This window comes from Rhodanobacter sp. Root480, assembly GCF_001426645.1.
Lineage (GTDB): Bacteria > Pseudomonadota > Gammaproteobacteria > Xanthomonadales > Rhodanobacteraceae > Rhodanobacter > Rhodanobacter ginsenosidimutans.
The window spans coordinates 617,987-642,781 of the sequence record NZ_LMEX01000001.1 but is presented as its reverse complement, the minus strand read 5'-3'; the positions used below and the strand labels follow the sequence as shown (position 1 = coordinate 642,781).

Genomic DNA, 24,795 nt, shown 5'->3' with positions numbered 1-24,795 from the left:
GTCGCAAGCCACCGTTGGCCAAAATCCCCTGCCGCGGCAGGGGCGCAAAAACCGCCGTGCAACCGGTCAGGGCTGCACGACGGCAAGTACTTTCGCGACGACCTCGTCGATGCCCATGCCGGTGGTATCCACCAGCAACGCATCGGCGGCGGGCTTGAGCGGCGCGACCGCGCGCGATGCATCGCGGCTGTCACGCGCCTCAATTTCGCGCTGAAGGCCGGAAAGTGTAACGCTGAGTCCCTTGTCTTTCAACTGCTTATAGCGTCTTTTCGCACGCTCGGCGGCGCTGGCGGTGAGGAAAACCTTGAACGCGGCATCGGGGAAGATCACCGTGCCCATGTCGCGCCCGTCCGCCACCAGCCCGGGTGCCTTGCGGAAGCCCAATTGCAGGGAAACCAGGGCCTCGCGCACCGATGGCACCGATGCGATCGCCGACGCCGCCGCCCCGGCTGTCTCGGTGCGCAATTCATCGGTGGCATCGTGGCCGTTGACGATCACCCGCGTCTCGGCGCCCTTCTTCGCCCGGAACTGGATCCGGGTGGTCTGCGCGCAGCGCGTCACCGCCTCCACATCCGACAGGTCCAGCCCTTCCATGCCGGCCGCATAGCCGACCGCGCGGTACAGCGCGCCGGAATCCAGCAAATGCCAGCCAAGTTGCTGTGCCACCAGCGCGCTGATCGTGCCCTTGCCCGATCCGGACGGCCCGTCGATGGTCAACACGGGAACGGATGAAGCGTGCGGCATGGAAATTCCTGGTCGTAACGTCGAATCGCGAAGTTTAACCCGTCACCGCCACGAAGCCCGACGTGGACACCGGCTTCCTCCGTATTTCCGCGCTCACCGCTGCGCGCATGACTACGCCCCTTGCTTTTACCGCCTCGATACCGGCACATTCATACGACCGTTTGAGGTGGCACCGCCATGAATTACCCGCACCTGTTCGCTCCGCTGGATCTCGGCCATGTCGTCCTGCCCAACCGCATCCTGATGGGGTCGATGCACACCGGGCTCGAAGACAAGGCTCGCGATTACGACAAGCTGGCGGCCTATTTCGCGGAACGGGCACGCGGCGGCGTAGGCCTGATGGTCACCGGCGGCATCGCCCCCAGCATCGCCGGCTGGCTCAAGCCCTTCGGTGGTCGACTGACCCTGCCCTGGCACAAACCGCGGCATCGCAAGCTCACCACCGCCGTGCACGCCGAAGGCGGGCGCATCTGCCTGCAGATCCTGCACGCCGGCCGCTACGGCTATCACCCGCTGTCGGTGGCGCCGTCGAAAATCAAATCACCGATCACGCCGTTCACACCCCGCGCGCTGTCGCCACAAGGTGTCGAGCACACCATCGACGACTTCGTCCGTTGCGCACGGCTGGCGCGGGAAGCCGGCTACGACGGCGTGGAAGTGATGGGTTCGGAAGGCTATCTGATCAACCAGTTCATCGCCGAACGCACCAACCACCGCAACGATGCCTGGGGCGGCGATGCCGAGCGGCGGATGCGGCTGCCGATCGAAATCGTGCGCCGCACGCGCGAGGCGGTCGGTCGCGACTTCATCATCATCTATCGCCTGTCGATGCTCGACCTGGTCGAGGGCGGCCAGCAATGGGATGAAATCGTGACGCTGGCCAAGGCCATCGAGGCGGCCGGAGCCAGCATCATCAATACCGGCATCGGCTGGCATGAAGCGCGTGTGCCCACCATCGTCACCAGCGTGCCCCGCGCCGGTTTCTCCTGGGTCACCAGGAAACTGAAAGGCGAGGTGTCGATCCCGCTGGTGGCCACCAACCGCATCAACATGCCCGAGGTGGCCGAAGGCGTTCTTGCCGCTGGCGAAGCGGACATGGTCTCCATGGCGCGGCCGCTGCTGGCCGATCCGGCCTGGGCGAACAAGGCAAAGGCCGGGCACAGCGAACGCATCAATACGTGCATCGCCTGCAACCAGGCCTGCCTCGACCACGTGTTCCAGAACAAGCGCGCCAGTTGCCTGGTGAACCCCCGCGCCTGTTACGAAACCGAATTGCGCGCCGAGCCCGTTGCCACGCGCAAACGCATTGCCGTGATCGGTGCCGGCCCTGCAGGCATGGCGTGCGCCAGCACGCTGGGCGAGCGCGGCCATGCGGTGACGCTGATCGAGCAGGCCACTGAAATCGGCGGCCAGTTCAACTACGCCAAACAGATCCCGGGCAAGGAGGAGTTTCACGAGACCTTGCGCTATTTCCGACATCAGCTGGCCGATACCGGGGTCGACGTGCAACTGGGCACGACCGCGACGGCCACCTCGTTGCGCGATGCCGGATACGACGACGTGGTGATAGCCACCGGCGTCACGCCGCGCGCCGTCAATTTCCCTGGCCACGATGACCCGCGCGTGCTGAGCTATCTCGATGTGCTGGCACGCCATCATCCGGTGGGCGCGAAAGTCGCCATCATCGGTGCCGGCGGCATCGGTTTCGACGTCGCCGAATTCCTGGTGGAACACCCGCCCTCACCCACCACCGACACCGTGCGCTGGACGCGCGAGTGGGGCGTGGACATGAGTCTGCAGAACCGTGCCGGCCTGCAGAAACCCCAGCCCGAGGCACCCGCGCGACAGGTCTGGCTGCTGCAACGCAGCCAGGGGCGGCTTGGCGCACGGCTCAACAAGACCACCGGCTGGGTTCACCGCGCCACGCTGAAGGCCAAGCAGGTCACCATGCTGGGCAACGTGGGCTACCAGCGCTTCGATGACGATGGACTGCACATCACGGTCGACGGCGCATCTCACGTCTTGCCGGTCGACCACGTCGTGATCTGTGCCGGACAAGAGCCGAACCGTGCGCTGGCCGATGCCCTGATCGCCGCCGGCCTGCGCGTGCACGTCATTGGCGGCGCCGACGTGGCGGCGGAACTGGACGCCAAACGCGCCATTGCGCAAGGCACGCAGCTGGGCTGTCGTCTCTGACCCGACGCGCGTTCCGCCAGCATTGGCGGATCGCAAAAACAAGAACGCCCCGCAAGTGCGACGCGTCAATATGGGCCCGAGGGGGAGGGGAGCCAGATATCGCGATAGCGTCGCTGCGGGGCGAGGGCCACCATCACCAAGGGGGAGGAAGTGATGGGACAGGGATAGTTTATGACCGACGCAATAAAGAAACCAATATATATTTAGCGCTCCACTTAGTCGGTATTGCTATATGTTCGATTTCCGCCAGCTGCGCTACTTCGTCGCCGTCGCCGAGGAACTCAGCTTTACCCGCGCCGCCATTCGGCTGCATCTTTCGCAACCGCCCCTTTCGCAGCAAATCCAGGCACTTGAGCGCGACCTCGGGGTTCGGTTGCTGGAGCGCGACAAGCGCAATGTGGCGCTGACCGAGGCCGGCAGGGTTTTCCTCGAAGAGGCCCGGCAGATCCTGGCCAAAGCCGAAGAGGCACGCAGTCACGTCCTGGCGGCTGCCGCCGGCTACAGCGGGCAGCTGCGCCTGGCGTACACCGTATCGGTATCGTTTCACCCCGCCCTGCCCCAGGCCTTGCTGCGTTACGGCCAGATCGCGCCGAACGTGCGCATCCAGCTCAATGAGATGTACAGCGAACCCCAGTTCGCCGCGTTGCTGGCCGGGCAGATCGACGTGGGCTTCGTCCGTGACGAACCGCAACATACGAAGGACGCCCGCAGCCTTCGCCTCACCGTGATCGACCGCGAACCGCTCCTGCTGGCGCTGCCGTCGGGCCATCCGCTGGCCGCCAGGAAAAGCGTGCGGCTGGCCGAAGTGGCCGATGATGCCTTCATCACGCAACCACGCGAGCTGGCCGCCACCTTGTACGACCGGCTGGTGAAGCTGGCCGCCAAGGCCGGGTTCAAGCCACGCATCAACCAGCACGCGCAGCAGATCAATGGCTTGCTGGCGCTGGTGGCCGCCGGCCTCGGGCTTGCCCTGGTACCCGCCACCATGCGCACGGTAAGGCTGGCGGGGGTGAGCTATGTGCCGCTGGAAGATGCCGACGCCTACCTGCTGCTGGCCGCCGCCAGCCGGATCCAGGACCAGTCCCCGGCACTGGAGAAATTCCTGGCCACGGTGGCGGAAGTCGCGGTAGTGTCCAGCTTGTGATAAACGCGACAAGCCATTACACTTGCTGGCTTGTCCATTGTTTAGTATCAGGAGCCGGCCGTGAAGGTGCTTAACTCTTTGAAGTCCGCCAAGGCGCGGCACCGCGACTGCAAGATTGTGCGTCGTCGCGGCAAGGTGTTCGTGATTTGCAAGAGCAACCCGCGTTTCAAGGCTCGCCAGCGCTGATTTCAGCCAAGGTTGAGTTGAAGAAAAAGGCCGCGAAAGCGGCCTTTTCTTGTTCCATCTCGGGGGCCGCGAAAGCGGCCTTTTCTCGTTCCTGGCCCGGCGCCGATGGCGCCGAACCAATGTGACCAGATACGCGCTCAGATATAGCGGACGCTGATGATCTCGTAATGCTTCACGCCGTTGGGTGCCGTGAACTCGATGCTGTCGCCGGCACTGTGCCCGATCAGCGCGCGCGCGATCGGTGACGACACGGCAATCATCTGGCGTTTGATGTCCGCCTCCAGGTCGCCCACGATCTGATACGTCACCGCCGTACCGGCATCCTCGTCTTCCAGCTCCACGGTGGCACCGAAAACCACCCGCTCGCCGGGCTTGAGCTGCGCCACGTCGATGACCTCGGCGTTCGACAGCAAGCCTTCCAACTGGCCGATGCGGCCCTCGGTGAAGCTCTGCTGTTCGCGGGCGGCGTGATACTCGGCGTTTTCCTTCAGGTCGCCGTGCGCGCGTGCCTCGGCGATCGCCGCGATGATCCGCGGGCGATCGACGAACTTCAGTTGTTCAAGCTCGGTGCGCAAACGTTCCGAGCCCGCTTTGGTGATCGGTGGGCGACTCATCTGGTCAGCTCCCTGTGCAGTTCCTGCAGGCTGTGCACTTCGCCATCGCTGTGGAAATCCAGCGAGTGGACCAATGCGCGTGCGCCTGCCACGGTGGTGGAGTACGTAACACGGCGCTGCAGCGCCTCACGGCGGATCGAGAACGAATCGGCGATGGCCTGCTTGCCCTCGGTGGTATTGACGATATAGACGATCTCGCCGTTCTTGATCAAGTCCACGATGTGCGGGCGTCCTTCGAGCACCTTGTTGATGCGCTCGCAAACCACGCCATGCTCGGCCAGGTAGCTCGCCGTACCCGACGTGGCCACCAGGGTAAACCCGCGCGCCAGCACTTCCTTGGCCACCGGCAGCAGGCGCTCCTTGTCGGCATCGCGCACTGACACAAAGACCTTGCCGCGCGGCGGCGTGCGGATGCCGGCGGCCTCGTGGCCACGCGCAAACGCGGCGCCAAAGCTGCGGCCCACGCCCATCACCTCACCGGTGGAGCGCATTTCGGGACCGAGGATCGGATCGACGTTCTGGAACTTCAGGAACGGGAAGATCGCTTCCTTCACCGAGTAGTACGCCGGAATAACCTCACGCGTGGCGCCCAGTTCGGCCAGCGTGCGGCCGGCCATTACGCGGGCGGCGATCTTGGCCAGCGGCACGCCGGTGGCCTTGGATACGAACGGCACGGTGCGCGAAGCGCGGGGGTTCACTTCCAGGATGTAGACCGTGTCGCCCTGGATCGCGAACTGGGTGTTCATCAGGCCGACGACCTTCAGCTCGCGCGCCATCGCCGCGGCCTGGCGGCGCAGCTCATCCTGTATCTGCGGCGACAGCGAATACGGCGGCAGCGAGCAGGACGAATCGCCCGAATGCACGCCGGCCTCCTCGATGTGCTCCATGATGCCGCCGATCAGCACCTGGCCGGTGGCGTCAGCGATCACGTCGACATCCACCTCCACCGCGTGGTCGAGGAAACGGTCCAGCAGCACGGGCGAATCGTTGGACACTTTCACCGCATCGCGGATGTAACGCGACAGGTCGGCGTCGTCGTGCACCACTTCCATCGCGCGGCCACCCAGCACGTAGCTGGGGCGCACCACCAGCGGATAGCCGATCTCGCGCGCCAGCGCCAGCGCCTCGTCGGCGTTGCGCGCGGTGCGATTGGACGGCTGTTTCAGGCCGATCTTCTCGATCATCTGCTGGAACCGCTCACGGTCCTCGGCCAGGTCGATGCTGTCCGGGCTGGTGCCGATGATCGGCACGCCCGCCGCTTCCAGCGCACGCGCCAGTTTCAGCGGGGTTTGGCCGCCGTACTGCACGATCACGCCCTTGGGTTTTTCCAGCTCCACAATTTCCAGCACGTCTTCCAGCGTCAGCGGCTCGAAGTACAAGCGATCCGACGTGTCGTAGTCGGTGGACACGGTTTCCGGATTGCAGTTGACCATGATGGTTTCATAGCCATCCTCGCGCAGCGCCAGCGAGGCATGCACGCAGCAATAGTCGAACTCGATGCCCTGCCCGATGCGGTTCGGACCGCCGCCCAGCACGATGATCTTGTCGCGGTTGGTCGGCTCGGCTTCGCACTCTTCCTCGTAGGTCGAATACATGTAGGCAGTGCTGGTGGCGAACTCGGCCGCGCAGGAGTCCACGCGCTTGTATACCGGGCGCACGCCCAGCGTGTGGCGCAGGTGCCGCACGGCAGCCTCGTCGGAGCCGAGCAGCTCGGCCAGCCGCGCATCGGAGAAACCGAGCCGCTTCAGTTCACGCAGCCGCGGCTCGTCCAGCGCGGTGACGCCTTGAGCCGCTACTTCGCCCTCGGTCAGCACGATGTCCTCGAACGCGGCCAGGAACCACGGGTCGACCCGGCTGAGGTTGAATACTTCCTCCAGCGACAGGCCGGCACGGAACGCGTCGGCCAAATGGAACACGCGGTCCGGCCGCGGCTCGCGCAATTCGCGCTTCAGCGTGGCCAGGCCGTCTTCGGTGCTGATATCCAGCCCGGTCGGGTTGAGTCCGGTCTTGCCGATTTCCAACCCGCGCAACGCTTTCTGCAGCGACTCGTGGAAGGTACGGCCGATCGCCATCACCTCGCCCACCGACTTCATCTGGGTGGTGAGCCGGGCATCCGCCGACGGGAATTTCTCGAACGCAAAACGCGGAATCTTGGTGACCACGTAATCGATGGTCGGCTCGAACGATGCCGGCGTCAGGCCACCGGTGATGTCGTTCTTCAACTCGTCCAGCGTATAGCCCACCGCCAGTTTCGCGGCGACCTTGGCGATCGGGAAGCCGGTGGCCTTGGAAGCCAACGCCGACGAACGCGATACGCGCGGGTTCATCTCGATCACCACCACGCGGCCGGTATCGGGGTTGATGCCGAACTGCACGTTGGAGCCGCCGGTATCCACGCCGATCTTGCGCAACACCGCGATCGACGCGTCACGCAGGCGCTGGTATTCCTTGTCGGTAAGCGTCTGCGCCGGCGCCACGGTGATCGAGTCGCCCGTGTGCACGCCCATCGGATCGAGGTTCTCGATGGCGCAGATGATGATGCAGTTGTCCGCGGTGTCGCGAACCACTTCCATCTCGAATTCCTTCCAGCCCAGCAGGGATTCGTCGATCAGCACTTCGTTCGTTGGCGAAAGCTCCAGGCCACGCTTGACGATGACCTCGAACTCTTCCTTGTTGTAGGCGATGCCGCCGCCGGAACCGCCCAGCGTGAAGCTGGGCCGGATGATGGCGGGGAAGCCCAGTTCGGCCTGGATCTCCAGCGCATGCTCGAAATTCTTGGCCACGCCGGAGCGCGGGCTTTCCAGCCCGATGTCGGTCATCGCCTGCTTGAACAACTCGCGGTCCTCCGCCATGCGGATGGCATCGCGCCGCGCGCCGATCAGCTCGACGTTGTACTTCTCCAGCACCCCGTGATCGGCCAGGTCGAGCGCGCAATTGAGGGCCGTCTGGCCTCCCATCGTGGGCAGCACGGCGTCGGGGCGCTCCTTGGCAATGATGTGCTCCACCGTCTGCCAGTTGATCGGCTCGATGTAGACCGCGTCGGCGGTTTCCGGGTCAGTCATGATGGTGGCGGGATTGGAGTTCACCAGGATGACCCGGAAGCCCTCCTCCTTCAGCGCCTTGCATGCCTGGGCGCCGGAGTAGTCGAACTCGCAGGCCTGGCCGATCACTATCGGGCCGGCGCCAATGACGAGAATGCTCTTGAGATCGGTACGCTTGGCCATCAGCGGGCCTCCTCCATCAGTGCGGCAAACCGCTTGAACAAATAGCCGACGTCCAGCGGGCCGGGGCTCGCTTCCGGATGGCCCTGGAAACAGAACGCGGGACGATCGGTGAGCGCAAAACCCTGCAGCGAACCGTCGAACAGCGAGGTGTGGGTGACGCGGGCGTTCGCCGGCAGCGTGGCCGGATCAACGGCGAAGCCGTGGTTCTGCGAGGTGATCAGCACGCGGCCGTCGTCCAGATCCTTCACCGGGTGATTGGCGCCGTGATGGCCGAACTTCATCTTCACGGTGCGCGCGCCCAGCGCCAGGCCCATCAACTGATGGCCGAGGCAGATGCCGAACAGGGGAATCTTCGCCTCCAGGAACGCGCGCGTCGCCTCGATGGCGTAGTCACACGCGGCCGGATCACCGGGGCCGTTGGAGAGAAACACGCCGTCGGGTTTCATCGCCAGCACATCGGCGGCCGGTGTCTGCGCCGGTACCACGGTCACTTCGCAACCCTGTTCGGCCAGCAGGCGCAGGATGTTGAGCTTGGTGCCGAAGTCGTAGGCGACGACCTTGAAACGCTTTGCCGGCTGGTTGAAGGTGGTGCGATCGAGATCGTAAATGCCTTCGTTCCACACATACGATTCACGCGTGCTCACCACTTTGGCCAGATCCATGCCGTTCAGGCCGGCAAACCCGCGCGCGCTGGCCAGTGCCGCCTCCGCATCGATCTGCTCGCCCGCCACGATGCAGCCGGACAGCGCGCCCTTGACGCGCAGGATGCGGGTGAGGCGGCGCGTGTCGATGCCGGCAATGGCCACGACGTCGTGGCGTTTCAGGTAATCGGACAGGCCTTCATTGCAGCGCCAGTTACTGGCGCGACGCGGCACGTCGCGCACGATCAGGCCGGCGGCTTGCACCTTGCCGGACTCGACGTCTTCGGCGTTCACGCCGGTGTTGCCCACGTGCGGATAGGTCAAGGTGACCATCTGCCGCGCATAGGAGGGATCGGTGAGGATCTCCTGGTAACCCGTCATCGCCGTGTTGAACACCACTTCGCCAACGGTTTCACCGTTGGCGCCGGCGGCATGACCATGAAACAGGCTGCCGTCTTCGAGGGCAAGCAGAGCGGGAATGGGCATATGGTATCCGCCTTTTAGATGCAGCAAAGTCCGCAAGCCGCGGGGGTGCTGGCTTGTGAACAGTGGAAAGAAAGGTATTGGGGCGGCTGGAAATGATAGGTGGCGACAGGGGGTTCTGTCCACCTTACGACGCATGAATGACTCGTCATCCACGTCTTCGGCATGGCCGTGATCACGGGTACACTTGCCGCGATTACATGGAGTTGAATGACGTATGCACACCGCTGTCCTGCTTGATCCAGCGCGTCTTGATCGCCCGGACACCACGGTGCATCTACAGCCTTTCCCCTTCCTGCTGGCCCATGGCCAGTTGCCGGACGAAGCCCGCGGGGATCTGGAGCACGATTTTCCACGCTACCCCAGCGCGGGGTTTTTTCCCTATGACCCGGGTGACTGCGGGCCGTCCGTCAATGCGTTGGTGGAGCACATGACGGCACCCTCTTTCGCCAGTGCCGTGGGCCGCCGGCTGGGCATCGACGGGCTGGAGCAATACCCGACCCTGGTGACGGTTTGCCGTCTGCTGAACAAGCGCCACGGCACCATCCATACCGACAGCCGCTCGAAAGTGGTCACCGCACTGCTTTATCTCAACCACAGCTGGCCCGATACCAGCAACGGCTGCCTGCGGTTCCTGCACAAGATCGACGACATCGACGCGATGGTGGCGCCGGAATTGCCGCCGCTGTACGGCGAATTCGCCGCCTTCAAGCGCTGCGACAATTCATTCCACGGCCACCTGCCCTATGAAGGCGAACGCCGGGTGATCCAGGTTTCCTGGCTCACCAGCGAAGAGGAAAAGCAGCGCAAGACGCGGCGTGGAAAGTTCTCCCGCATGTTCAAGAAAATTTTCGGGAAACTCGATACGCGCCTCGGCGCCGGACGCGATCGCAACGCCTCGCATCCGGATTGAACACTATCGCCGGCCTCATGCGCCGGCGAAATGCCAGGCCACGTACGCGGCGAATACGCCATAGAGCAGCCCCACCGGCCATAGCCAGCGGGCATCCACCCCGCCGCGCCGGAACAGCCACCACAGGTAGACGATCGCAACGGCCGTCAGCGCGCCGGAAACGATCAGCGGCGTATCGAACAGCCAGGGCGTCGCGAATATCGCCAGCGCGCTGGGGATGGTGGCCTGGATCATCATGGCACCGGAAATGTTCGCCAACGCCAGGCGCTCCTTGCCCTGGCGCACCCAGATCAGCGCGTTGACGGTTTCGGGCAATTCGGTCGCCACCGGACTCAGCACCAGCGCCACCAGATGCGGCGGCAGGCCGAACGCCGTGCCGATCGATTCCAGCTGGCTGACAAACACACGCGCCGCCACCGCGATCACCGCCAGCGCCGCCACCGTCTGCGCCACCACCCAGCGCATGGCCGGCTCGGCATGGTGCGGGCGGAACTTCAGGGGGTCGAGGGATTCGTCTTCCGGGGCGCTGTCTTCGCTGCGCACTTCCCGCCACACGTACAACGCGTAGGCCACCAGAAACAGCACGCCGAGCGCCGGCTTGAAGGCGAACGCCACCAATCCCAAGCCCACCTTGACCACAAAGATCGCCAGGAACCATGACTGGTCGCGCGCAAGGCGTTGATGGTCGACCCGGATGATCCGGTCGGTCCGCCGCAACCGGTGCCGGTTGCACCACAACGCCACGCCGACGACGGCATAGGCGATCGTGGCCAGCACCAGCGGCCCGCCCATGGCGGCGCCGACGCCGATATCACGCGCCGATGGCGTCTTGCCGAATATCACGGCGACGAAAGTCACCGCACTTTCCGGCAACGCGGTACCGAAGGCCGCCAGCACCGTGCCGGTGGCCGTCGCACTCAGGTCGAGCTTGCGCCCGAACCATTCCACGCCGTTGACGAAGTATTCGCAGGCCAGGTAGATGGCCAGCGCCGAACCGAAAAACAGCACGCAGGTAAGCAGCATGGGTACCAACGAAAAGCCGGGCGAGCGGAATACCGATGGCGCAACGACACCGCTCGCCCGGCCGGGTAAGCATGTCGATGGCCAAAGGTCTCGCCGGGCAACGCCAACGCCTGGGCGGCATCAGCGGCTGTTCGCACCATGGCGCCGAAACACGACGACCAAGTCTGTTGATGCGAACGCCTCAGGGGAAAAGAGGCTGGCTACTCCCCAATGACAACGCGCGAATCCTAGCGGCAGCGCAGGAAGGGCACAAGCCCGCGGCACCTCATTGCGGTTGTCATCCGTTGCAGGATCTTATGGCGGCGAGGCGATCACGTCGTCGATCTGCCAATGGCCGGCCGGGCGGCTGCTCAGCCAGTACGCTGCCTGCAAGGCACCACGCGCGAAAATCGAGCGATCGGTCGCGCGATGGCCCAACTCCACCCGCTCGCCATGGCCGATCAACAACGCCGTGTGCTCACCCACGATGTCGCCGCCGCGCACCACCGCGAAACCGATGCTGCCTTCGGCGCGCGGACCGGTCTGGCCTTCGCGGCTGTAGACGGCGGCGTGATCGAGCGTGGTCTTGCGCGCGTCGGCAGCAGCATGGCCAAGCGCCAGCGCAGTGCCCGAGGGCGCATCCTGCTTGCGGTTGTGATGGGCCTCCACGATCTCCAGGTCCCAATCCGGCAACGCCGCGGCGGCATCGCGCAGCAAGCGCGTCAGCACCGCCACACCCAGGCTGAAATTCGCGGCACGCAACAACGCAATGCGCTCGCCGGCCTGCGCCAATCGGGCCTCCATGGCAGCGTCGAGGCCGGTGGTGCCACTGACCAGGGCGATGCCGTGGGCCAGGCAATGGGTGAGCGCGCCATCCAGTGCGGCCGGCCCGCTGAAATCGATCATCACATCCAGCGCTGGTGCTCCGGCCCAGTCGTGCGCAAAGCGCAACGCGGCACCAGGGCGGACATTCACCGGCTGCCCATCATCCGCCGAACCGGGCGCCACCACCGCATGCACCAGTTCGAACCGCGAGTCGTCGCGAAGCAGCGCGAGCAGCGCACTGCCCATGCGACCGGAAGCGCCGTTGATGGCGAGGCGGATCGGTGGCGTCGTCATGGCGAACGTCCTTGGCATGAATGAAATGAAAAGTTGAGGCGCAGCACCGGCGCCGGCTTGCGATGAACGTGATTACGAGGTCACCCGCGACCAGAACTGGCGCACGCCCTCGCCCCAGGTCTTGGCACGCGGCATGTGCTTCTCGCCATCGCCGTCGTCGAAGCTGGCTTCCAGTTGTTCCAGCAGTTCGCGTTGCTGCCGCGTCAATCGTACCGGCGTCTCCACCACGACCTTGCAGATGAGGTCGCCATGACGGCCGCTGCGTACGGACTTGACGCCGCGACCGCGCAGGCGGAACTCCTGGCCGGTCTGGGTCTCGGGCGGAATGCTGATCGGCACCTCGCCTTCCAGCGTCGGCACCGGCAGTTCAGTGCCCAGCGCCGCATGCGAGAAACGGATCGGCAGTTCGCAATACAGGTCGTTGCCTTCGCGCTGGAAAATCGCGTGTTCGCGCACGTGCACTTCCACGTACAGGTCGCCCGCGGGTGATCCGGCGGGGCCGGCTTCGCCCTGCCCGGTCAGGCGGATGCGATCGCCGTTGTCGACGCCGGCGGGGATCTGTACCGACAACGTGCGGGTCTCTTCCAGGCGGCCTTCGCCGTGGCACTTCTTGCACAGTTTCTCGATCGTCTGGCCGGTGCCGCCGCAATGCGGGCACGCCTGCTGGATCGAGAAGATGCCGTTCTGCATGCGCACGCGGCCATGGCCGCGACAGGTCTTGCACTGGCTGACCTTGCCGTCTTCCGAACCCGAGCCATTGCAGTGCTGGCAGTTGACCTGGGTGGGGATCTCGATCTGGCGACTGACGCCGAAGACGGCCTCCTCCAGATCCAGCTCCATGATGTAGCGCAAGTCGGAACCGCGTCGCGGACGGCCACGGCCGCCACCGCCAAAGATGTCGCCGAAGATGTCCCCGAAAATATCGCCCACGTCGCCGAAGCCGGCACCGCCGCGACCGCCCATGCCGCCCTCGAAGGCCGCATGGCCGTGCTGGTCGTACATCGCGCGCTTCTGTGCGTCCGACAGCACTTCGTAGGCCTCTTTGGCCTCCTTGAATTTCTCCTGCGCCGTCGGATCGTCCGGGCAGCGGTCCGGGTGGTACTTCATCGCCAGGCGGCGAAAGGATTTCTTCAGATCGCCTTCGGCGACCGTGCGCTCGACACCCAGGACCTCGTAGTAATCACGCTTGCTCATTCATCTACCCACAACCTGTTGACCTTGCGATGGCCCGCACACCGCGAACCATGTCCCTCTCAGCAAACAGCCCGCACCGCGGGAATTCCTGCGGCGCGGGCTGCGTCAATCGGCGGCGCCGACTAGCTGACGATCACTTCTTCTCGTCGTCCTTGACCTCGGTGAACTCGGCATCCACCACGTCGTCGGGCTGGGCGGAACCACCGCCCGGAGCCGTCTGGGCGCCATCGTCGGCCGCACCGCCACCCTGCGCGGCAGCCTGCAGTGCCTGCGACGCCTGCTCGAGCTTCTCGATCTTCGATTCGATCGCGGCCTTGTCGTCACCGTCCTTGGCTTTCTCCAGTTCGGACAGCGCGCCCTCGATGCTGCTGAGCTGATCCGCCGGCACCTTGCCGCCATGCTCTTTCAGCGCACTGCGGGTGGCGTGCACCAGCTGATCTGCCTTGTTGCGGGTGGCGACCAGCTCGTGGAACTTGCGGTCCTCCTCCTTGTTGGCCTCGGCGTCGGCAACCATCCGCGCGACTTCTTCATCGGACAGGCCGGAACCGGCCTTGATCTCGATCTTCTGTTCCTTGCCGGTTTTCTTGTCCTTGGCCGACACATGCAGGATGCCGTTGGCGTCGATGTCGAACGTGACCTCGATCTGCGGCATGCCGCGCGGCGCGGGGTCGATACCCTGCAGGTCGAACTTGCCCAGCGACTTGTTGACGTTGGCGCGCTCGCGCTCACCCTGCAACACGTGCACGGTCACCGCGGTCTGGTTGTCGTCGGCGGTGGAGAAGGTCTGCGAGGCCTTGGTCGGCACCGTGGTGTTCTTCTCGATCAGCTTGGTCATCACGCCGCCCATCGTCTCGATGCCGAGCGACAGCGGGGTGACGTCCAGCAGCAGCACGTCCTTGACGGTACCGCCCAGCACGCCGCCCTGGATCGCCGCGCCCACGGCGACGGCCTCATCCGGGTTGACGTCCTTGCGCGGGTCCTTGCCGAAGAAATCCTTCACTGCCTCCTGCACCTTCGGCATGCGGGTCTGGCCACCGACCAGGATCACGTCGTTGATGTCGGAAACGCGCAGGCCGGCGTCATTCAACGCAGTGCGGCACGGCTCGATGGTGCGCTTGACCAGCTCTTCCACCAGCGACTCCAGCTTGGCCCGGGTCAGCTTGATGTTGAGGTGCTTCGGGCCGGAGGCGTCGGCGGTGACGTACGGCAGGTTGACGTCGGTCTGGTGGTTGGAGGACAGCTCGATCTTGGCGCGCTCGGCCGCATCCTTCAGGCGCTGCAGCGCCAGCGGGTCCTTGCGCAGGTCGATGCCCTGCTCCTTGTTGAACTCGTCCACCAGATAGTCGATGACGCGCATGTCGAAGTCTTCGCCACCCAGGAAGGTGTCGCCGTTGGTGGCCAACACTTCGAACTGCTTCTCGCCGTCGACTTCGGCGATCTCGATGATCGACACGTCGAAGGTGCCGCCGCCCAGGTCGTAAACGGCGATCTTGCGGTCGCCGCCGCTCTTGTCCAGGCCATAGGCCAGCGCGGCCGCGGTGGGCTCGTTGATGATGCGCTTCACTTCGAGGCCGGCGATCTTGCCGGCATCCTTGGTGGCCTGGCGCTGGCTGTCATTGAAGTACGCCGGCACCGTGATCACGGCCTCGGTGATCGACTCGCCGAGATAATCCTCGGCGGTTTTCTTCATTTTCATCAGCACTTTCGCAGCGATTTCCTGCGGCGCCATTTTCTTGCCGTCGGACGTCTGCACCCAGGCATCGCCATTGTCATGGGCCACGATGCCGTACGGCACGACGTTCAGATCCTTCTGGACTTCCGCGTCGGAGAATTTGCGGCCGATAAGGCGCTTCACCGCATAGAAGGTATTTTTCGGGTTGGTCACGCTCTGGCGTTTGGCCGAGGCGCCCACGAGCACTTCGCCGTCCTTGGTGAAAGCGACGATCGACGGCGTGGTGCGGTCACCTTCCGAGTTCTCGATGACCTTGGCGGTGCCGCCGTCCATGACCGACACACACGAGTTGGTGGTGCCCAGGTCGATACCGATGATCTTGCCCATAACTATGCTCCAAATTTTTCGGCGGTCAGCCGCCGCGACTGGTTTTCAGAATGGGGTTGCAGCCTGCCGATTCAATGGCGGCTGCATCCCCGGATGTGGGGTGTTGACGATTGATCTGGCTGGCTATTCGCCCTTGGCCACCGCGACCAGCGCGGGCCGCAGCAGCCGGTCATTGAGCACATAACCCTTCTGCAGCACGTTCACCACGGTATTCGGCACCGCGCCCGGAGCGTCGACCATGCTGACGGCGTGGTGGCGTTCCGGATCCAGTGTCTGGCCCAATGGATCGACCTGCACCAGGCCGTTGTTCTCGGCGATCTTCAACAACGATTTCAACGTGAGGCTGATGCCCTCGCGCACCGACGCCACGTCGCCGGTTTGCACCGCCAGACCGCGCTCCAGTCCGTCATAAACCGGCAGCAGCTCATTCAGCAGTTTCTCATTGGCGAAACGGCGCGCCTGGTCCAGATCGCGCTGCATGCGGCGGCGCTGGTTGTCCAACTCGGCATGATCGCGCAGGTTGGCTTCGCGCAATTCGGCATTGAGCGCCTGCTGCTCGCTCAATTGCAGTTTCAGCGTCTCGATTTCGAGATTGCCGGCCTCGACATCGGGATTTTCGCCCTGCGCGTCGTGGGGTGCGTGCGGGTCGTTGTTGTGCATTTAGGAAACTCCAAAGCCTTGGCCATGGCCGGCGTGGCGGCCAGCCGTCAGTGAATTCGCGGAAAACTCCGTCCCGCAGCGGTTATAAGGTCGTGGCAGCGCGATTCAAGGCATCACTGAGCAATCCGGCGGTGGCCTTTACCACCGGGATCACCCGTTCATACGCCATCCGGGTCGGGCCGATGACGCCGACCGCCCCCAATACACGCCCCTGCGCGCCGTAACTGGCAGTGACCACGCTGCACCCGTCCAGTGCGGAAAAGCCGGATTCCTCGCCGATGAACAGCCGCACACCCGGTGCACGGGCGCACACTTCCATCAATTGCAGCAATTCGTTCTTCTGCTGGAACGCGTCGAACAGCTCGCGCAAACGCTGCAGATCGGCGAGTTCGGAGTATGCCATCAGGTTGGTCTGTCCACTCACCAGCACGTCGTCACCGCCCGCCTGCGGCGCGAAGGACGCGGCGGCCAATTCCACCGAACTGGCCAGCAGGCGGTTGAGCTCACTGCTGGTCTCGCGCAATTCGATCAGCAGCTGGGTGCGGATGTCGTCCAGCCGCAAACCGGCAAACTGGCTGTTGAGGTAATTGGCCGCCTGTTCCAGCTCATGGCTGGCCAGTGGCTTGGCCAGTTGCACGATGCGGTTCTGCACCTGATTGTCGGTAAACACCAGGATCACCAGCACCCGCGCGTCCGGCAGCGACACGAAATCGATGTGGCGCAGCGGGAAATCGGCCTGCCGCGGCACGCTGACCACACCGGCGAAACGGGTCATCGCCGACAACAGGGTCGACACGTTGCCGAGCAGGTCGCGCGTGGTGGTCGGCCCGGGCGGCAGTTCGCGCTGCAGGCGGATCATGTCCTCGTGCGGCAGCGGCTGCAGTTCGATCAGGCTGTCGACGAACAGGCGCAGTCCCCGCGGTGTCGGCACGCGGCCGGCCGAGGTATGCGGCGAGGCCACCAGCCCGGCGTCCTCCAGGTCGGCCATGATGTTGCGGATGGTCGCCGGACTCACGTCCAGCCCGGACGACCGCGACAGCGTGCGCGACCCCACCGGCTCGCCGTCGACGAGGTATTGCGCAATCAGCGTGCGCAGCAGCCGCCGCGCACGCGCATCGAGGTCGTGACCGTAAGGGTTGATCATGTGCTGTTGCAGTCCCTGAGACCGCATAGAAATAAGGTCTGCGCCCGCGCATTGCAAGAATGGCCGGGCAAGCGACCCCAAGGGAGTCGTTTGCAGGCTGGCTCCCTTTACAATCGCCTGATCCCCTTACGGCTTGGCTTATGCTCACCTCGCTCTATGTCCGCCAGTTCGCTGTCGTCGAAAAAGCCGAGATCGCATTCGGCCCCGGCCTGACCGTGGTCAGTGGCGAAACCGGCGCCGGCAAGTCGCTGCTGGTCGACGCCCTGATGCTGCTGGCTGGCGCCCGCGCCGACAGCGGCATGGTGCGCGCCGGCAGTGATCGCGCGGAGCTGGCGGCGGAGTTCGACCTGGCCGCACTACCGCTGGCGCGCGAATGGCTGCAGCGCGAAGAGCTGGACGAGGACGGCGCCTGCCAGCTGCGCCGTGTATTGCGCGCCGAAGGCAGCTCGCGGGCGTGGATCAACGGCCGCCCCGCCAACGCCCGCCAGCTGGGCGAGATCGCGGAGTTGCTGGTGGAGATCCACGGCCAGCACGAGCACCAGGCGCTGCTTTCGCGCAACCACCAGATGGCCTTGCTCGATGCGTACGCCGGCCACGACGCACTGCTGGCGCAAGTGCGTGACCGGGCCACGCAGTGGCGCGAACTGGGTGCCCGCGTGCGTCGCCTCAGCGGCGGTGAAGACCGTGACCACCGCATCGAGCTGCTGCGCCATGAAATCGGCGAACTGGAAAAGTGGGCCCTGCCCGCCGCCGCGCTGGCCGATCTCGAAACCAGCCACAAGCGGCTGGCCAATGCCGGCCGGCTGGCCGAAGGCGCCTCCGGCGTGGTGGACCTGCTCGACGGTGACGGCGAATTCGCGCTGCGCCGGGCGCTGGGCCGGGCCCAGGTGGAACTGGGCAAGCTCGCCACGCTCGACGAACGGCTGACGCCGCTGCTGGAACTGCTCGACAACGCGGAAATCCAGCTGGGCGAGGCGGTCGACGGGCTGGGCCGCTACGCGCAGGACGTCGACCTGGACCCGGACCGCTACGCCGAAGTCGATACCCATATCGCCCGCCTGCACGAACTCTCACGCAAACACCGGCTGCCCGTAGCTGAGCTGCACGACAAACTGGCCCAGATGCAGGCCGAACTGACCGAACTCGAAGGCGCGGGCGATGCGCTGGACAAGCTCGACGCACAACGCCACCAATTGCAGCGCGAATACACCGAGGCCGCCGAACAACTCAGCCACTCGCGCGCCGACGCGGCCATACGACTTGGCCAGGAAGTGGGCTCGTTGATGAGCGAGCTGGGCATGGCCGGTGGCGTGCTGCGCATCGAACTGGAGCCGGTCGCCGGCACCGACCCGGACCCGCTGGGCCAGGAGCGCTGCGAGCTGCTGGTCAGCGCCAATCCCGGGCAGCCGCCGCGGCCGCTGCGCAAGGTGGCCTCCGGCGGCGAGCTGGCGCGCATCAGCCTCGCCATCGAAGTGGCCACCCTGGGCAACGACGCCGTGGGCACCATGGTGTTCGACGAGGTCGACAGCGGCATCGGCGGCGCGGTCGCCGAGGTGGTCGGCCAGAAGCTGCGCGCGCTGGGCATGCAGCGGCAGGTGCTGTGCGTCACCCACCTGCCGCAGGTGGCTGCCCAGGGCCATGCGCATTTGCGCGTCAGCAAGCGCAGCGAGGGCGATTCGACCTATACCCACATCGAGACGCTGGATGCCGCCGGTCGTCGCGATGAGCTGGCCCGCATGCTGGGCGGCGTGGAGATCACCCGCGAAACGCGGGCGCATGCGAAACAGATGCTGGAGCGCGGGCAAGCGGTGGCGAAGTAACGTTCGCGGCGAGCTCCCATGCTGCGAAGCGGTGCACCGCGTTCAGCGCAACTGGCTGTCCTTGCTGCCACGGCGGTTGAACATCGCCGCGCTGGCCTGCTCCTTGTCGTGCAGTTCCTGGCAGGTCACACACAGGCGCACGCCGGGCACGGCCATGCGGCGCGCCTCGGGAATTTCCGCATCGCATTCCTCGCAGCGCATCAGGCCCGGCCCCTTGCGCAGTTGCCGGCGTGCCCGCGATACCGCGTCGTTGACGGTAGCGTCGATCTGATCCTGCACGGCGCCATCGCCGGCCCAACCCGTTGCCATGAGCGTCTCCGGATGACAGGGATGTACCGAGGATAGCCGCGCGGGGATGAATACGGCGGCGATCGCGCGTGAAGAACCGCTTCCCCGCCGTGGCGTCCGGAACAAACGCCTGTCACCACGGACCCGCCGTGGCGTTGGGACGATGGGTTTTCGCCTAGCTGGCGCGCACCGCGCGACGGCGCTTCCACACGTAGCTGGCACCCAGCAGCAGAAACCATATCGGGCTGGCCAGCAGCGCTTCGCGGGTATCGGTCTGCAGGGTCAGCAACACGATGACGAACGCGAAAAACGCCAGGCAGACCCAGCACATCACCACGCCGCCGGGCATCTTGTACTTCGAGGCCTGGTGCAGCTGCGGTCGCTTGCGGCGGTACGCCATGTACGCACAAAGAATCAACGACCACACGAACATGAAAAGCACCGCCGCCAGCGTGGTCACCAGCGTAAAGGCCGTGACCACGTCAGGGATCACGTAGACCAGGGTGGCGCCCAGCAGCAGGCAGAAACAGGAAAACAGCAGACCCAGCGACGGCACGGCCGCGCGCGACAGCCGCGCAAAAACGCCCGGCGCATGATCCTCCTGCGCCAGGCCGTACAGCATGCGGCTGGTCGAAAAAATGCCGCTGTTGGCCGAGGACGTGGCCGAGGTCAGCACCACGAAATTGATCAGGCTGGCGGCGGCCGGAACGCCGGCCAGCACGAACAGTTCCACGAACGGGCTCTTGCCCGCCTCCACCAGATGCCACGGCGTCACCACCATGATCGCCAGCAGCGCCATCACGTAGAAAATGATGATGCGCACGGGAATCGAGTTGATCGCCTTGGGCAGATTGCGCTCGGGGTCGGCCGTTTCAGCGGCGGTGGTGCCGACCAACTCGATGCCCACGAAGGCGAACACCGCGATCTGGAACCCCGCGAAAAACCCGCGCAGCCCTTTCGGGAAAACGCCGCCGTCATTCCACAGATTGGCCAGCGCCGCCTTGTTGCCAGTCGGCGACTCGAAGCCCCACGCCACCAGCGCAAAGCCCGTGACGATCAATGCGCAGATGGCCACGATCTTGATCAACGCGAACCAGAATTCCATCTCGCCGAACAAGCGCACCGTGGTGAGGTTCAGCGTCAGCAACAGCAGCACGCACAGCACGGCGGGAATCCACGGCGCCAGCCCCGGAAACCAGTATTGGGCATAGGCGGCAATGGCGATCACGTCTGCGATCGCGGTGATGATCCAGCAGAACCAGTAAGTCCAGCCGCAGAAAAAGCCGGCCCAAGGTCCCAGCAGGTCGGTGGAAAAGTCGATGAACGATTTGTAGCGCAGGTCCGAGAGCAGCAGCTCGCCCATCGCCCGCATCACGAAAAACAACATCACGCCGATGATCAGGTAGACCAGCACGATGGATGGCCCGGCCAGGCTGATGGTCTTGCCCGACCCCATGAACAAGCCCGTGCCAATGGCGCCGCCGATGGCGATCAATTGCAGATGCCGGTTCGACAGGCTGCGCCTCAGGTGATCGGGATGCTCCGGCAATGCGGTCATGCAGCGCGCCTCTGGCGTTCAGGATGCGCAAACATAGAAGAAACCCGGCGGCAAGGGAAATGGCGAAGCGGACATCCGCCAGCCATCGCCGCGCCTTCACGCGCGCCCCGCACACTGCGGAACATGGCCGAACCGACGTCAACCCGCCCCCGCATCCGTTTGCGCATTGGTTGTGCCGGCTGGTCGATCGCCACCGCGCAGCAACCGCTGTTCGACAGCGGTGCCAGCCTGCTCGAACGTTACGCGAGCCGTTTCGATGCGGTGGAAATCAACTCGTCGTTTTACCGCCCGCATCGACCGCAGACCTACGAACGCTGGGCCGCGGCAGTTCCGGCGGATTTCCGTTTCGCATTGAAGATGCCCAGGACCATCAGCCACCACGCCCGGCTGCGGAAAGCCGAGCCGCTGCTGGACGATTTTCTGGCCCAGGTGGCGCCGATGGGCCACAAGCTCGGCTGCCTGCTGCTGCAGTTGCCGCCCAGTCTGGCTTTCGACGGACGCGTGGCGGCCGCCTTCTTCAAGCGGTTGCGTGCTCGCTGGAATGGTGGCGTGGCCTGCGAGCCGCGCCACGCCAGCTGGTTCGCCGACCCGGCCGACGACCTGTGGCTGCGATATAGATTGGCCCGCGTCGGGGCCGATCCCGCGCCCTGCCCCGCGGCACGTCACGCCACCGGCGAACCCGCGCTGCGCTACTGGCGCCTGCATGGTTCGCCGCGGACGTACTACAGCGCCTACGACGACGATGCGCTGCGTGCCGTGGCCACGCAGGTCAGCGAGGAAACCCCCGACGGCGCCGAGGCGTGGGTCATTTTCGACAACACCGCGCATGGCCACGCCATTCCCGATGCGCTGCGGCTGCAGCAGTTGATGGCAATGCCGGAACCTGTGGAACAGACGCAACCGCGCGCCGTGCACACCCGCTCCCGCGATTGATCGGTGGCTGTAATCAACGGAACGAGGGTTTCGGCGTGCGATCGATCAGCCGATTCGACCATGCCGTAGAGGATCGAGCGCGTTGCCATCCCGCACCTTCGATCGCCTCCGTCATCAGCGCGCCCAGCCGGATCATCCGATCGGCCAGCCAGCGCGGCACGCGGCCGCCGTGCAGCGGCAGGTCAGCGCTTCCGCCGCGGTGAGTCAGCGGAAAGCCTCGTGCAAAAACGCCCTGCATCACTGCCTGGAACGTTCTGCCGCCAAGGCCAGCTGTGCGGCCGGGCAATGCAGCAACGCGGAGCGCGCCAGCCAGGCCTGTTCGGGGTAATAGGCAAACACGAACTGGCCGTCTTTCATCACGTCGATGATGGGGCGCGCCACCGCGCTGCGCAGCGCGGGGCAGCCCCAGCTGCGCCCCAATCGACCCATCGCCTTGTCGGCTGCCACGTTCACGTAATCGGCCCCATGCATCACGATGGCGCGATCCATGGCGGCATCGTTGAAACCCGGCTCCAGCCCATCCATGCGCAACGAGTAGCCGTTGCGGCCGGTGTAGGTGGCGCCGGTGACGAACAGGCCCACACTGGATGCGTGGCTGCCATCCTCATTCGAAAAATGCGTGGGCAGGTTGCCGCCCGAGCCGCTGCCGTGCGCCACCCATTCGCGGTACAGAAGCTCATGACTGCGCAGGTCGAATACCCACAACCGACGCTGCAGCGACGGCATGCTGTAATCGATCACCGCCAGGCGTTGTGCCGTCATCCCCACGCCACTGGCCCGCGCGCATTGCACCGCCGCCAGGGCCAGCGACAGCACCTGCGGATCGATCGCGGGCGCCTCGCGCGCCAGACGTTGCGTCGCGGTCAGCGGCATCGCGGCGGAAGGCATGATCTGATCGACGGCATCTGGCCGCACCGCCGCCAGCGCGACGCCGCACGCACACACGGCGATCGCCAGCATCAGCGCCGACATGAAGGTTTTCAACGACATGGGGCGCAGTCTAGCGGATACGGGTTAACCATATGTTGGGCCGTCATCGACAAAACAGCAGGCTGCCCGCCCGAACCATTCAGGCCGAACACGGACGCATGAGGGCGACACCCACCCCGGCGCTACGGCCCGATTATCCGGCCGTAGGGATTGATCGGCCTGCTTTGCCACCAGTGTTTTTCCGGACCGAGTACGCCGATCTCGAAATGCAGGTGCGGCGCATCGGCGCTGGCGTTGCCGGTGCTCCCCACGAAACCGATCGGATCGCCCCGATGCAGCATCTGTCCCTCGGCCAGCCCTGGCGCGTAGCGGTCCAGATGGGCGTAGTAGTAGACGACTTTCTGCTGCGGCCCGAACTGGTAGACGGCAAGTCCGCCGCGCACGCTGTCGAACAGCTTCACCACCTCGCCGTCGTTCACCGCCACCACCGGCGTGCCGCGCGGGGCCATGATGTCGATCGCGTCATGCACGCCCCGGACCTGGCGCGCCTGGGTGTAGGTGTCCACCAGGTCGCCGGTCTTGATGCCCACCACCGGCATCAGCAAACCGGAGATGGCGCTGGCGGGCAGGCCCGAGGTATCGGGCGCCGCTTCGATGACGGAGGCCGACGCGGCAGGCGCTGCCTCGTCATGCACGGTCGCTGTGGTTGCGGTGATCGCGGGGGGTGCAGCAACCTGCGGCTGGACGGTGGCCACCTCCGGCGGTAGTGGCGCGTCCATCGCTGCGGCGGCGCTTATCGCCTGCGGAGGGCTGTCCTGTACGACGAAGGGAATGGCCTTGCGCCCGCCCAGGCTCAGCATGGCCACCACGGCGCACACCGCGCCCAGCACAAAACCGATCAGCACTTTCATCTCAGTTCTTCAAGGTGGCGGTCATGCCGGGCTTCACCGCCTGGGCCACTTCCCGCGCGCTCCAGTTGGTGAGGCGGATGCAACCGTGCGATTCGGTCTTGCCCACTTTCGACGGCTCCGGCGTGCCGTGGATACCGTAGTGGGGCTTGGACAGGTCGATCCACACCACGCCCACCGGATTGTTGGGGCCTGCCGGCAGAATGGCCTTGGAATCGCCCGCGTCGGCATCCCAGAACAGCTTGGGGTTGTAGTGGAAGACAGGGTTTTTCGCCACGCCCTCGATCTTCCAGTCGCCGATGGGCAACGGGTCATGCCTGCTGCCGGTGGATGCGGGGTACTGCGCCACGACCTTGCCCGCCTCATCCACCAGCGAAACGGTGGCGTCGGATTTGTCCACCACCACCTTCGCCACGACGGGCAATGGCGTGGCGCTTTGCACGTTCGGTACCACCAGCGATTCGCCGGCATGGCTGAAATCCTTGCCGGGGTTCAACTGCTGAAGCAGCGCAGGGCTGGCGTGGAATTTCTCGCCCAACGCCTCCAGCGGCGAGGCGTAGCCCAGGGCATCCATCCCCGCCTTCGCCGCCGTGTCGTCAGGCACCGGGAGGAACGGTCCGGCAACGTCGCCGGGGCCAAGGGTGACCTCGACCAGCGCAGGTGCGCGATCCTGATCCAGCGCCGCCCAGGTGGGCGCGTCCATTTCGCCGGTGACGCCCAGCCCACGGCTGGCCTGGAACCCGGCAATCGCCTGGCGCAGGTTGGAACCGTAGGCGCCATCGATTTCTCCCGGCGAGAAACGGGCACGGTCCAGCAGGATCTGCGCACGCAATACGGCAGCACCCTTGTCGCCAGCACGCACCGGCGCAGCCAATGCGGCATCGTTGACTGCCGCGACGTCGAGCACGACCGGCACCGCATTCTGCTCGTCCGCAAGCGCGGGTGCGGCGATGGCAGTCAGCAGCGCGGCGAGAATCAAGCAGCGTTTTTCGATCATCGGCAAGCGACCTCCTGTGGGGAGATCAGAGCTTGCCG

The 24,795-nt window shown here is 65.2% G+C and carries 21 protein-coding genes and 1 riboswitch; of the genes, 6 read left to right on the top strand and 15 right to left on the bottom strand.

The features are described from left to right. Positions 1–66: 66 nt before the first annotated feature. The gene (gene cmk / locus ASD22_RS03115; protein ID WP_007080708.1) at positions 67–744 is read right to left on the bottom strand and encodes a (d)CMP kinase; all 678 of its coding nucleotides are present in this window, start codon (positions 742–744) and stop codon (positions 67–69) included. Positions 745–921: 177 nt separating this feature from the next. Here cmk and ASD22_RS03110 point away from each other — a divergent pair, with 177 nt between their 5' ends. From ASD22_RS03110 to ykgO, 3 genes are all read left to right on the top strand, one after another. Next, a complete protein-coding gene (locus tag ASD22_RS03110) occupies positions 922–2,940 on the top strand; it encodes an NADPH-dependent 2,4-dienoyl-CoA reductase (protein WP_056078769.1) in 2,019 nt (672 codons plus the stop codon). A 232-nt stretch (positions 2,941–3,172) separates the two neighbouring features. Next, positions 3,173–4,084 carry a LysR substrate-binding domain-containing protein gene (locus tag ASD22_RS03105; protein ID WP_007080706.1) on the top strand — a complete coding sequence of 304 codons (912 nt, stop codon included), beginning with the start codon at positions 3,173–3,175 and terminating at the stop codon, positions 4,082–4,084. Positions 4,085–4,144: 60 nt separating this feature from the next. Then, positions 4,145–4,270, top strand: coding sequence for a type B 50S ribosomal protein L36 (gene ykgO, locus ASD22_RS03100; protein ID WP_007080705.1), 126 nt, complete (start codon positions 4,145–4,147; stop codon positions 4,268–4,270). Between the two features lie 137 nt (positions 4,271–4,407). Here ykgO and greA read toward each other — a convergent pair whose 3' ends face one another. Genes greA through carA form a run of 3 tightly spaced genes read right to left on the bottom strand, consistent with a single transcriptional unit; the run spans position 4,408 to position 9,235 of the window. After that, positions 4,408–4,884 carry a transcription elongation factor GreA gene (gene greA, locus ASD22_RS03095; protein WP_056078765.1) on the bottom strand — a complete coding sequence of 159 codons (477 nt, stop codon included), beginning with the start codon at positions 4,882–4,884 and terminating at the stop codon, positions 4,408–4,410. Further along, positions 4,881–8,108, bottom strand: coding sequence for a carbamoyl-phosphate synthase large subunit (gene carB / locus ASD22_RS03090; RefSeq protein WP_056078762.1), 3,228 nt, complete (start codon positions 8,106–8,108; stop codon positions 4,881–4,883). Before carB ends, greA begins: the two co-directional genes overlap by 4 nt. After that, complete coding sequence (gene carA, locus ASD22_RS03085) at positions 8,108–9,235, bottom strand: glutamine-hydrolyzing carbamoyl-phosphate synthase small subunit (protein WP_056078758.1); 1,128 nt, start codon at positions 9,233–9,235, stop codon at positions 8,108–8,110. Before carA ends, carB begins: the two co-directional genes overlap by 1 nt. 214 nt (positions 9,236–9,449) lie before the next feature. On the opposite strand from carA, the gene ASD22_RS03080 reads away from it, so the two are divergent. Beyond that, complete coding sequence (locus tag ASD22_RS03080; protein WP_056078756.1) at positions 9,450–10,145, top strand: 2OG-Fe(II) oxygenase; 696 nt, start codon at positions 9,450–9,452, stop codon at positions 10,143–10,145. Between the two features lie 15 nt (positions 10,146–10,160). On the opposite strand, the gene ASD22_RS03075 is transcribed toward ASD22_RS03080, so the two are convergent. From ASD22_RS03075 to hrcA, 6 genes are all read right to left on the bottom strand, one after another. Then, positions 10,161–11,168 (bottom strand): sodium:calcium antiporter, encoded by a 1,008-nt coding sequence (locus ASD22_RS03075; protein WP_056078753.1) that lies wholly within the window; start codon positions 11,166–11,168, stop codon positions 10,161–10,163. A 59-nt stretch (positions 11,169–11,227) separates the two neighbouring features. Continuing rightward, a riboswitch (yybP-ykoY riboswitch) is annotated at positions 11,228–11,389 on the bottom strand. Positions 11,390–11,462: 73 nt separating this feature from the next. Then, positions 11,463–12,266: a 4-hydroxy-tetrahydrodipicolinate reductase gene (gene dapB / locus ASD22_RS03070; protein WP_056078750.1), complete on the bottom strand. Its 804-nt coding sequence runs from the start codon at positions 12,264–12,266 to the stop codon at positions 11,463–11,465. A 72-nt stretch (positions 12,267–12,338) separates the two neighbouring features. After that, positions 12,339–13,460 carry a molecular chaperone DnaJ gene (dnaJ, locus tag ASD22_RS03065; protein ID WP_056078748.1) on the bottom strand — a complete coding sequence of 374 codons (1,122 nt, stop codon included), beginning with the start codon at positions 13,458–13,460 and terminating at the stop codon, positions 12,339–12,341. Between the two features lie 133 nt (positions 13,461–13,593). Next, complete coding sequence (gene dnaK / locus ASD22_RS03060) at positions 13,594–15,519, bottom strand: molecular chaperone DnaK (RefSeq protein ID WP_056078745.1); 1,926 nt, start codon at positions 15,517–15,519, stop codon at positions 13,594–13,596. 123 nt (positions 15,520–15,642) lie between these two features. Further along, positions 15,643–16,179: a nucleotide exchange factor GrpE gene (grpE, locus tag ASD22_RS03055; RefSeq protein WP_056078741.1), complete on the bottom strand. Its 537-nt coding sequence runs from the start codon at positions 16,177–16,179 to the stop codon at positions 15,643–15,645. A gap of 82 nt (positions 16,180–16,261) precedes the next feature. Continuing rightward, positions 16,262–17,323: a heat-inducible transcriptional repressor HrcA gene (gene hrcA, locus ASD22_RS03050; RefSeq protein ID WP_056078738.1), complete on the bottom strand. Its 1,062-nt coding sequence runs from the start codon at positions 17,321–17,323 to the stop codon at positions 16,262–16,264. Positions 17,324–17,463: 140 nt separating this feature from the next. Between hrcA and recN the strand changes: the two genes are divergently transcribed. Further along, the gene (gene recN / locus ASD22_RS03045; protein WP_056078735.1) at positions 17,464–19,143 is read left to right on the top strand and encodes a DNA repair protein RecN; all 1,680 of its coding nucleotides are present in this window, start codon (positions 17,464–17,466) and stop codon (positions 19,141–19,143) included. Between the two features lie 42 nt (positions 19,144–19,185). Here the strand turns inward: recN and ASD22_RS03040 are convergent, their stop codons facing one another. Further along, positions 19,186–19,452, bottom strand: coding sequence for a DksA/TraR family C4-type zinc finger protein (locus ASD22_RS03040; protein ID WP_056078733.1), 267 nt, complete (start codon positions 19,450–19,452; stop codon positions 19,186–19,188). Between the two features lie 154 nt (positions 19,453–19,606). After that, positions 19,607–20,989, bottom strand: coding sequence for a D-serine/D-alanine/glycine transporter (gene cycA / locus ASD22_RS03035; RefSeq protein ID WP_056078730.1), 1,383 nt, complete (start codon positions 20,987–20,989; stop codon positions 19,607–19,609). 123 nt (positions 20,990–21,112) lie between these two features. Here cycA and ASD22_RS03030 point away from each other — a divergent pair, with 123 nt between their 5' ends. Next, on the top strand, positions 21,113–21,922 hold the full coding sequence (locus ASD22_RS03030; protein ID WP_056078729.1) for a DUF72 domain-containing protein: 810 nt from the start codon (positions 21,113–21,115) through the stop codon (positions 21,920–21,922). Between the two features lie 237 nt (positions 21,923–22,159). Here ASD22_RS03030 and ASD22_RS03020 read toward each other — a convergent pair whose 3' ends face one another. From ASD22_RS03020 to ASD22_RS03010, 3 genes are all read right to left on the bottom strand, one after another. Beyond that, positions 22,160–22,810 carry a murein L,D-transpeptidase catalytic domain family protein gene (locus ASD22_RS03020; RefSeq protein WP_235577574.1) on the bottom strand — a complete coding sequence of 217 codons (651 nt, stop codon included), beginning with the start codon at positions 22,808–22,810 and terminating at the stop codon, positions 22,160–22,162. A 224-nt stretch (positions 22,811–23,034) separates the two neighbouring features. Further along, a complete protein-coding gene (locus ASD22_RS03015; RefSeq protein ID WP_056078723.1) occupies positions 23,035–23,763 on the bottom strand; it encodes a M23 family metallopeptidase in 729 nt (242 codons plus the stop codon). Between the two features lies 1 nt (position 23,764). Further along, positions 23,765–24,757, bottom strand: coding sequence for a L,D-transpeptidase (locus tag ASD22_RS03010; RefSeq protein ID WP_056078721.1), 993 nt, complete (start codon positions 24,755–24,757; stop codon positions 23,765–23,767). Between the last annotated feature and the right edge of the window lie 38 nt (positions 24,758–24,795).

What these genes read in the sequence shown, in the direction of transcription:
- cmk (WP_007080708.1), bottom strand. Translation starts at nt 744, where the DNA reads ATGCCGCACGCTTCATCCGTTCCCGTGTTGACCATCGACGGGCCGTCC.
- ASD22_RS03110 (WP_056078769.1), top strand. Translation starts at nt 922, where the DNA reads ATGAATTACCCGCACCTGTTCGCTCCGCTGGATCTCGGCCATGTCGTC.
- ASD22_RS03105 (WP_007080706.1), top strand. Translation starts at nt 3,173, where the DNA reads ATGTTCGATTTCCGCCAGCTGCGCTACTTCGTCGCCGTCGCCGAGGAA.
- greA (WP_056078765.1), bottom strand. Translation starts at nt 4,884, where the DNA reads ATGAGTCGCCCACCGATCACCAAAGCGGGCTCGGAACGTTTGCGCACC.
- carB (WP_056078762.1), bottom strand. Translation starts at nt 8,108, where the DNA reads ATGGCCAAGCGTACCGATCTCAAGAGCATTCTCGTCATTGGCGCCGGC.
- carA (WP_056078758.1), bottom strand. Translation starts at nt 9,235, where the DNA reads ATGCCCATTCCCGCTCTGCTTGCCCTCGAAGACGGCAGCCTGTTTCAT.
- ASD22_RS03080 (WP_056078756.1), top strand. Translation starts at nt 9,450, where the DNA reads ATGCACACCGCTGTCCTGCTTGATCCAGCGCGTCTTGATCGCCCGGAC.
- ASD22_RS03075 (WP_056078753.1), bottom strand. Translation starts at nt 11,168, where the DNA reads ATGCTGCTTACCTGCGTGCTGTTTTTCGGTTCGGCGCTGGCCATCTAC.
- dapB (WP_056078750.1), bottom strand. Translation starts at nt 12,266, where the DNA reads ATGACGACGCCACCGATCCGCCTCGCCATCAACGGCGCTTCCGGTCGC.
- dnaJ (WP_056078748.1), bottom strand. Translation starts at nt 13,460, where the DNA reads ATGAGCAAGCGTGATTACTACGAGGTCCTGGGTGTCGAGCGCACGGTC.
- dnaK (WP_056078745.1), bottom strand. Translation starts at nt 15,519, where the DNA reads ATGGGCAAGATCATCGGTATCGACCTGGGCACCACCAACTCGTGTGTG.
- grpE (WP_056078741.1), bottom strand. Translation starts at nt 16,179, where the DNA reads ATGCACAACAACGACCCGCACGCACCCCACGACGCGCAGGGCGAAAAT.
- hrcA (WP_056078738.1), bottom strand. Translation starts at nt 17,323, where the DNA reads ATGATCAACCCTTACGGTCACGACCTCGATGCGCGTGCGCGGCGGCTG.
- recN (WP_056078735.1), top strand. Translation starts at nt 17,464, where the DNA reads ATGCTCACCTCGCTCTATGTCCGCCAGTTCGCTGTCGTCGAAAAAGCC.
- ASD22_RS03040 (WP_056078733.1), bottom strand. Translation starts at nt 19,452, where the DNA reads ATGGCAACGGGTTGGGCCGGCGATGGCGCCGTGCAGGATCAGATCGAC.
- cycA (WP_056078730.1), bottom strand. Translation starts at nt 20,989, where the DNA reads ATGACCGCATTGCCGGAGCATCCCGATCACCTGAGGCGCAGCCTGTCG.
- ASD22_RS03030 (WP_056078729.1), top strand. Translation starts at nt 21,113, where the DNA reads ATGGCCGAACCGACGTCAACCCGCCCCCGCATCCGTTTGCGCATTGGT.
- ASD22_RS03020 (WP_235577574.1), bottom strand. Translation starts at nt 22,810, where the DNA reads ATGCCTTCCGCCGCGATGCCGCTGACCGCGACGCAACGTCTGGCGCGC.
- ASD22_RS03015 (WP_056078723.1), bottom strand. Translation starts at nt 23,763, where the DNA reads ATGAAAGTGCTGATCGGTTTTGTGCTGGGCGCGGTGTGCGCCGTGGTG.
- ASD22_RS03010 (WP_056078721.1), bottom strand. Translation starts at nt 24,757, where the DNA reads ATGATCGAAAAACGCTGCTTGATTCTCGCCGCGCTGCTGACTGCCATC.